This is a genomic window from Microbacterium sp. SCN 69-37 (assembly GCF_001724435.1).
In the GTDB taxonomy this organism is placed as follows: Bacteria; Actinomycetota; Actinomycetes; order Actinomycetales; family Microbacteriaceae; genus Microbacterium; species Microbacterium laevaniformans.
The window spans coordinates 1-7985 of sequence record NZ_MEEL01000009.1 but is presented as its reverse complement, the minus strand read 5'-3'; the positions used below and the strand labels follow the sequence as shown (position 1 = coordinate 7985).

8 protein-coding genes and 1 pseudogene are annotated in these 7985 nt (G+C 67.6%); 5 read left to right on the top strand and 4 right to left on the bottom strand.

All coding sequences use genetic code 11. The features are described from left to right. The coding region (locus ABS64_RS01050) for a multicopper oxidase domain-containing protein (RefSeq protein ID WP_292680181.1) at window positions 1-663 on the bottom strand (663 nt) is incomplete at its 3' end. Between the two features lie 80 nt (window positions 664-743). On the opposite strand from ABS64_RS01050, the gene ABS64_RS01045 reads away from it, so the two are divergent. The 5 genes and pseudogenes from ABS64_RS01045 to ABS64_RS01030 form a co-directional block, all read left to right on the top strand. Next, a complete protein-coding gene (locus ABS64_RS01045; protein WP_292680178.1) occupies window positions 744-1148 on the top strand; it encodes a nuclear transport factor 2 family protein in 405 nt (134 codons plus the stop codon). Between the two features lie 5 nt (window positions 1149-1153). After that, window positions 1154-1384 (top strand): cation transporter, encoded by a 231-nt coding sequence (locus ABS64_RS01040; protein WP_292680185.1) that lies wholly within the window; start codon window positions 1154-1156, stop codon window positions 1382-1384. Continuing rightward, window positions 1384-3843, top strand: a complete 2460-nt coding sequence (locus tag ABS64_RS01035; protein ID WP_292680176.1) for a cation-translocating P-type ATPase — start codon at window positions 1384-1386, stop codon at window positions 3841-3843. Before ABS64_RS01040 ends, ABS64_RS01035 begins: the two co-directional genes overlap by 1 nt. Continuing rightward, on the top strand, window positions 3827-4156 hold the full coding sequence (locus ABS64_RS14645; protein WP_363331260.1) for a thioredoxin family protein: 330 nt from the start codon (window positions 3827-3829) through the stop codon (window positions 4154-4156). The genes ABS64_RS01035 and ABS64_RS14645 overlap by 17 nt, the downstream gene beginning before the upstream one ends. A gap of 524 nt (window positions 4157-4680) precedes the next feature. Next, window positions 4681-5625, top strand: a pseudogene (locus ABS64_RS01030) (ISL3-like element ISPfr2 family transposase); the annotation flags it as partial. Here ABS64_RS01030 and ABS64_RS01025 read toward each other — a convergent pair. The 3 genes from ABS64_RS01025 to ABS64_RS01015 form a co-directional block, all read right to left on the bottom strand. Next, window positions 5556-6395 carry a multicopper oxidase domain-containing protein gene (locus ABS64_RS01025; RefSeq protein ID WP_292680174.1) on the bottom strand — a complete coding sequence of 280 codons (840 nt, stop codon included), beginning with the start codon at window positions 6393-6395 and terminating at the stop codon, window positions 5556-5558. The pseudogene ABS64_RS01030 and the gene ABS64_RS01025 sit on opposite strands and share 70 nt — an antisense overlap. Continuing rightward, the gene (locus tag ABS64_RS01020; RefSeq protein WP_061018372.1) at window positions 6392-7624 is read right to left on the bottom strand and encodes an MFS transporter; all 1233 of its coding nucleotides are present in this window, start codon (window positions 7622-7624) and stop codon (window positions 6392-6394) included. The genes ABS64_RS01025 and ABS64_RS01020 overlap by 4 nt, the downstream gene beginning before the upstream one ends. An 84-nt stretch (window positions 7625-7708) precedes the next feature. After that, complete coding sequence (locus ABS64_RS01015) at window positions 7709-7966, bottom strand: metal-sensitive transcriptional regulator (protein ID WP_292680183.1); 258 nt, start codon at window positions 7964-7966, stop codon at window positions 7709-7711. Window positions 7967-7985: the final 19 nt, after the last annotated feature.

Sequence of the window (7985 nt, the reverse complement as noted above, 5' to 3'; positions counted from 1 at the left end):
GGTGTCTTTGCGGGGGCCGCCGCCGGTGTGCTGGTAGGTGTGCCCGTGCAGGTGGAACGGGTGCCACATGTCGGTGTCGTTGGTGACGGTCAGCCGCACGCGTTCGCCCGCGGTGAGCGGGTGTGCGTCGCGGAGTGGGTCGTGCATGTCGAACTGGCGGCCGTTGAAGCCCCAGTCGTAGTCGGCCATGCTGCCGGTGAGGGTCAGCGCGATGGTGCGGTCGGCGTCACGCCGGTCGAGGGTGACCGCGGCGGTCGCGGCCAGCCGCTCGGCGGTCGCGACCTGGGCGCCCTCCCCCAGCTCGGTGATCTGCACGTCCGCGGCCGGCGCCTGCCCGCCGCCGGTGCGGACGAGCGCGAAGCCGCGTTCGCGTTTGCCTTCGGCTTCGGCGATGAGCGGGAACACTCCGTCGCCGAGGGTGACGAGCACGTCGTAGCGTTCACCCATCCCCAGCAGGACGCTGTCGACCTCGACCGGGTCGACGGGGTACCCGTCGGTGTGGGTGACGGTGAGCCTGTGTCCGCCGAGCGCGACCCGGAATGCGGTGTCTCCACCGGCGTTGATCAGGCGGATCCGGACCCGGGATCCGGGGGTGCCGGTGAACTGGGCGGGGTCGGCGGCGGGTTTCCATCGTGGACCTTCCCCCCGCTGGAACGTCAACACCTGACCTCAAGCCTTTCAGCTGCCTGCCCATAATTCGGTCCTTGACATTCCAGTCGGATGGAAGGTCTAGGGTGAGAGGCATGGAAGACGAATTGACGGCCCGGAGCGCTGGCGAGGTGTTCGACGATCATCTGCAGCAGGGCGCACATGGGAGCGTGGATGAGGATCTGGAACGGAATTACGCGCCGGACGTGGTGGTGCTGACAAGGGCCGGTGCGCGCCATGGCCACGATGGCATCCGGGAACTGGCTGAGTTGCTGAACGGACAGCTGCCGGAGGCGGAATTCACGTATACGGCCCGTGTTGTCGCTGGCGAGGTGGCCCTTTTGGAGTGGACCGCCCGGGCCTCGAACGGTGCTCGCGTCGAGGACGGGGCGGATTCCTTCCTTATCCGTGACGGCCGAATTCAGGCCCAAACCATTCACTACACCGTCCTGCCAGGTCCTACGCAGGACAGCGACCCTAATGAGGAAAGTGCGAGGTGAGCACCATGGCAACAACAAACGTGACTCTGAAGATTGAGGGAATGACCTGCACCGGGTGTGAACAACGGCTCGGCACGGCGCTGCGCCGGCTTGAAGGTGTCAGTGAAGCCCGAGCGGATCACCGCACCGGTGAACTCACTATCCGGTATGACCCCGACGCGACTGACCGTGAAGCGCTCGAGGAACGAGTGGTGGTTGCCGGCTATGAAGTGGCCGACACTGAGGGGTCCGCGTAATGACTACGGATACCGCTACTAAGGATGAGCAGTTATGGGATGAAGAGCCCAGCCATCTGGAGGGCCGCGCCCGGATCCGCGCGCGGATCGCCGGGCTGCACTGCTCCCTGTGCACAGGGACCATTGAGAAGGCGTTGGGCCGCCAGGCCGGTGTGGATCAGGTCGCGGTAAGTCTGACCCATGAGCAGGCGCTCATCGATTACGACCCGAAGCTGATTAAACCGCAGGAAATCCTGGCCACGCTGCGCGATATCGGCTATGACCTGTATGACCCTCGGAAGCTGCGCCCGTTTGAGGACGAGGAAGCGGACCTGATCCGCGAAGGCAAGCGACTGCTCCTGGCCGTCGCCGCTAGCCTGACAGCCATCGCTCTGATCCTTGAGGTCTCCGGGATCTGGTCGGTTCTGGTCCCGGCGTCGGTGGTGGTACTGATGGTGCCGGTCGCCTACGCGATCCTGCTGCCCGCCGGGAAAACCAGGGCCGCCCTGGGCGCGCTGGCGATCATTGCGCCGGCAGGGTTGGCGTACGCAGGCCGGGAAACAGGCCTGATCACTGACCCGGCGACCGGTTGGGTGACCGGTGTTCTGGCTTTGGCCGTGGTGTTCGGTGTTGCCCCGCATATCCTGCGGATGGCGTACCAGGCAGCACGACGCGGCATCCTGAACCAGCACGTCCTGCTGGAGGTTGGCGCTTTCGCCGGGATTGCCGGCGGCATCATAGGGCTCACAGGAATCTTCCCTGATTACCCGACCGCACCGTTCTTCGCAGTAACCGTGCTGGTGGCGAACTACCACATCTTCTCCGAATGGCTCTCGCTGCTGGTCAAGACCCGCTCCAGCCAGGCGGTACGGAAACTGCTTGAACTGCAACCCGACACCGCACGGCTCGTGCGCGAGGGCCGGGAAGAGGAAGTCCCGGTAGCTCAGATTAGTGTCGGTGACATTGTGCGGGTCCGTCCCGGCGACCGGGTACCTGTTGATGGGCGGGTCATCGAAGGACATACCACTGTCGACCTGTCCCTGGTGACCGGTGAACCGGTGCCGATCGAACGTGCAACAGGCGATGAGCTGATTGGCGGGTCCATCAACGGAGCCGGCTCGGTGCTGGTGGAAGTGACCCGCACAGGAGCGGACAGTTTCCTGGCTCAGGTGGTCCGCCACGTCGAAGACGCCCGGGCACTGAAACCCGGGATCCTGCACCTGGTAGATCGGGTCCTGCGTGTCTACACCCCCACAGTGCTCATCGTCGCCGCCGTCGCCTTACTGGGCTGGCTGGTCGGCAGTTGGGCGGTGGCCGGCGAGCCCGACGTCCGCCGCGCCGTTTTTGCCGGCATCGGCGTACTGGTGATGGGCTACCCATGCGCGGTGGGTATCGCCGCTCCGCTGGCGATCGTCCGCGCCGCCGGTGAAGCAGCCGACAAGGGCATCATCATGCGCACCGGTGAAGCGTTCCAGACCTTCGGCCAAGTGCAAACGATCGTCCTGGACAAGACCGGCACCCTCACTGAAGGGCGCCCCACCGTCCGCGAAATCGAAGCGATTGGCGATGAAGAACAACTGCTGGCGACCGCGGCAGCGGCCGAGAACCCTTCGGAGCATCCGCTGGCCCGAGCCATCGTCACCGCAGCCGAACAACGCGGGCTCACGATCCCGACGTCGGATGATTTTGAATCCGTCACCGGTCTTGGCGTCAGAGCCTCGATCGAGGGGAACCCCGTCCTGGTTGGGCGACCGGCCTTCCTCCACGACCAGGGAATCGACCTGAACCCGTTGTCGTCCGCGGTCACCCGCCTGGAGGATATCGGCCGCACGGTTGTCGCGGTCGCCGTCGACGGCCGCCTGCAAGGCGTCATCGCCCTGGGCGATGACATTCGCCCTGACGCGATCCGAGCAGTCACGGAGATGCGTGAGGCCGGGATCCGCCCGGTGCTGGCCACCGGGGATAACGGCCGCGCCGCCGCCCACGTTGCCGCGGAAGTGGGAATCGAGGAGATTCGTGCGGGAATCCTTCCCGAGGAGAAAGCCGCTTTGGTCCGTGAACTGCAAGCCGGCGGTAACCGCGTGGCTATGGTGGGCGATGGCATCAACGACGCTCCGGCCCTGATGCAGGCCGACGTCGGCATCGCCATGGGTGGCGGGACCGATATCGCCGTGGAATCCGCGGACGTGGTCATCGTCCGTGATGACCTCACCGCGATCCTTGAAGCCCAGCGGACCAGCCGCTCCAGTTACCGGCGCACCCGGCAGAACGTCTCCCTGGCGTTCCTGTTCAACGGCATCGGAATCCCTGCGGCCACGACCGGACTGGTGTACCCAGTCTGGGCCATGGTGGCCATGGCGCTGTCCGTCACCACGATCTTCATCAACAGCCTCGGCGGCCGGCCTTCCCTGTTGTTTGAAGCGATCAGCAGCGTCGGGCGTACCACCCCGGACGACGGTGAGGATGAGAGGAAAAAGTGAGCCAGTTCCCCATCATCGAAGAACCCGAGCTGGGGAGGGTCACCGGCGGACCAGGGCTGGTGTTACTGGATTTCTGGCAGGCCAGCTGTGCCCCTGCCGGGCACTGGAACCCAGACTCGACCGCTTCGCCAGCGCCAATCCCGGCGCATTCGAAGGCTACCGGATCGATGTCGACGCACAACCAGACATCGTCAAGCGGTACAGCGTCATGAGCATCCCAACGATCATCGTGCTACGGAATGGCCGGGAAACTGCCCGCCTCGACGGGCTCATACGAGACTCCGACCTGGCCGAACTGCTCGGCTGGAGTTGATGACCCGATGTCCAAGCGATATCCCTCCGGCTCTTGGGAGGTGAACGGGCATGCCGTGCGTAGGGGTGAGTCAGCGACAGGCCACCGGCCGCGACCGCCACTCGGGCCGTGGTGGCCGGTGGCTTGGTTTGTCGCGACAGCAATTGTGCTTGTCTTTCTTGTGCTTGGAAGTGTTCCAGACCAAGGGTATCGGTAGCCGAACGTCGGGTCCTCGTGGTGCGCGTCGTGGAGCGCGTTGATCCGGTGCGCCCGAAGCACGTCCGCGTCCCGGATCGGGTCGCCTCTCCACCGGTAGTAGGGCTGGCGGGCGAGCTTGAGGACCCGGCACGACACCGTCACGGGAATCCCCGCGTCGGCGAGCTCAGATACGAGCGGGTACGTCATTTTGGGGAGCCACCGAGTTTCAGGTTCGCCTGCGACAGATACGCCGCCGCCCGCCTGAGGACCTCGTTCTCCTGCTCGAGGAGGCGGATCCGCTTCTTCAGCTCCCGCGCCTCAGCTGCGTCCGCCGCGGTCTGACCGGGACGGTTGCACGTGTCGCCGAGGGACTCGGGGTCGCGTGGGACACCGCCAACAACGCGGTCCTGGCTGAAGGCAAGCGGCTGCTGATCAACGACCCCACGCGGTTCGAGGGCGTGAAGGTCATTGGCGTCGATGAGCACGTCTGGCGCCACACCAGGCGTGGCGACAAGTACGTCACCGTGATCATCGACCTCACCCCGGTCCGCGATGGCGCCGGCCCAGCAAGGCTGCTGGACATGGTCGAGGGCCGGTCGAAGGCGGCGTTCAAGACCTGGCTCGCCGACCGCGACGACGCGTTCCGTGACGCGGTCGAGGTGGTCGCGATGGACGGCTTCACCGGGTTCAAGACCGCCGCTGCAGAGGAGATCCCGGACGCGGTCACGGTGATGGATCCCTTCCACGTCGTGCGCCTGGCCGGTGACGCCCTCGACAGGTGCCGGCGCCGGGTCCAACTCGCGATCCACGGGCACCGTGGGTTCAGGGACGACCCGCTCTACAAGTCGCGGCGCACGCTGCACACCGGCGCGGACCTGCTCACCGACAAGCAGAGCGACAGGCTACGCGCGCTGTTCGTTGATGACGCTCACGTCGAGGTCGAGGCGACCTGGGGTGTCTACCAGCGCATGATCGCCGCCTATCGCCACGAGGACCGGCAACGTGGCCGCGAGCTCATGGAGAAGCTGATCACCGACCTCAGCGCCGGCGTCCCCAAGGTGCTCACCGAGCTCACCACCCTGGGCCGGACCCTGAAGAAGCGAGCCGCTGACGTGCTCGCCTACTTCGAACGACCCGGCACCAGCAACGGGCCGACCGAGGCACTCAACGGACGGCTCGAACACCTGCGCGGCTCCGCACTCGGGTTCCGCAACCTGACCAACTACATCGCCCGAAGCCTGCTCGAGACCGGCGGCTTCAGACCCCAACTCCTACACCCCCGATTGGGATGAGCCGGTTTGCCGTTGATCAGGTAGTGCGGGTAGTAGACGTCGCCGGCGTCACCGCCGAGCAGGTCGGAGGTCGCGCCCATCAGCATGTTGCCCATCCGCATGAACATGTCACCGTGGCCGCCCATCTCCCCCATCCCCTGCCGCAGCTGCTCGAGCACCTCGTCGGGGGTGGCGGTGACGCCGTCGAGCCAGTCGTCGAGGATGATGACCCATTCGTCGTCGTAGCGGAGCGGTTCGTTGGGGTCCTCGACGATGAGCGCGCCGTACAGTCCGGTGTCCAGCTGGGCGCCGACGTGCGGGTGGAACCAGTGGGTGCCCGGATCGGGGGCGGTGAACTCGTACCGGAAGGAGTCGCCGGCGGCGATGGGCTGCTGGGTGAGCGGGGGGACACCGTCCATGTCGTTGCGCAGCGCGAGCCCGTGCCAGTGCACGGAAGTGTCGAAGGGGAGATCGTTGCGCAGCGTCGCCTGCAGGGTGTCCCCGGCACGTACCCGCAGGACCGGTCCGGGCACCGACCCGTAGGAGAACGTCGCCGCGGCGGTGCCGGCGAGGTCGATGGTGGTGGCCGCGGCGGTGAGCGCCGCGGTGGTGACCCGTCCGGTGCCGCGCCGGTCCCGTTCGGCGCGGTCCACGGCGGCACCGGTGGGGGTCACCCATGCCGGGGTCGGGGTGCAGGCGGCGAGGGCCACGGCGGCGACGGCGCCGGTGCTGAGGGAGAGGAACCCGCGGCGGGTGAGCTGGCGGCGGGGACGAGGAGCGGGGGTGGTCATCGGCGCGTGGTCTCTTTCTGGTGGGCGGCCGCCGCGCGGCGGGCGGGCTGGTCGGTCAGGAGCAGGCGGGTGAGGATGGCGGTGATGCTCAGCGCCACAACAGCCCCACCAAGCAGGGTCGCCGCGCCCGGCAGGGTGAGCACGGGCACGAGGAGCCCGGCGAACACGGTGGGTAGCGACATGGCCAGGTAGGAGATCGTGTAGATCACGGCCATAACGGTGGCGCGCTGGCCGGGGTCGACGTGTGGGAGCAGGGTGCGCATGGCCCCCATGAACGCGGTCCCGAATCCGGCGCCGACGATGGCGACGCTGGCGAGGTATCCGGTGAGGCTGTGCCCGTGCAGGGTGAGCAGGCTGAACAGGGTGCCCAATCCGAGGCTGACGCTGCCGAACAGGGTGATGCGTCGCGGGCTGGAGCGGTGCAGCAGCACCGCGGCTGCGACACCGGCGGTAGCGAGGATCACGATGGACGCCGCTTCCTGAGTGCGGGTGTCGGCGGTGAACTGGGTGGCGACGATCCCGGTGCCCAGGGCCAGGAACATGCCGTTGGTGACCCACCCGGAGATGACCGCCGGGACGACGGACAGGATCACTCGCCGGGTGCGCGGCGGCAGCGGAACACGACGCGCACGGCCCCGGTCGTGGCGGGCGGGGGCGGCGTCGGGGATGCTCCACGCGGTCGCGGCGAGCACGACGAACGCGGCGGCGAGCACGAGGAAGATGGTGCCCGCGTCGATGCCGTCCAGGTCCAGCAGCACCGCGGCGGTGAGCGCGCCGAGTGCGAGCCCGGCCATGGGGGCGGCGGTGTTGGCCAGCGCGGCGGCTCCCGGCCGGCGGGGTGGTTCGAAGTCGACCATCATCGCGTTTAGCGCCGGGACGAGCAGCCCCGCGGCGAGGCCTTGGAGGGCCCGGGCGGTGAGCAGGGCGGGCAGCGAGTCGGCGGCCCAGAACAGCAGCAGGCTGACGGTGAGCAGCACCGCCCCGACGCTGAGGACGCGGCGTCGTCCGATCCGGTCGGAGAGGGAGCCGAGGGTGAGCAGGGCGATCAGCAGCGGGAGGGCATAAATCGCGAAGATCAGGGTGGTCGCGACCGGTGCCAGCTGCAGCCGCTGGGTGAGCTGCGGGTAGAACGGTGAGGGGGCGGAGGCTGCGGCCATCAGCAGCACGGTGCCAGTGATGGCCAGACAGAAGCCGCCGCGGGCGCGGGTCGCGAGTGCTGCGGCGGTCATAGGAGTCCTCCTGGGCGAGCGGCGACGGGGCGCGGCTGGCATGTCTGTGTGCGGTGTCCGCTGCGCTGCGAAGAGGGGTGGGGGTTAGGGCTGGATCAGCCGGGCGATGGCCGCGGAGGTGGCGGCGAGGGAGGTCTCGTCGGTGAGGGTCCCGGTGGTGTTTGCGTGGCGGAGGTGGTCGTCGAGGAGGCTGAGTGCTACGCCTTCCAGTGCGCGTTTGCTGGCGGAGATCTGGGTGAGGGTGTCGATGCAGGGGCGTTCCTGCTCGATCATGCGGGTGATTCCGCGGAGCTGTCCCTCGAGGCGGCGGAGCCGGTTGCGGTAGGTGCGCGGGTCGGTGATGTAGCCGTCCGCGGCGGGT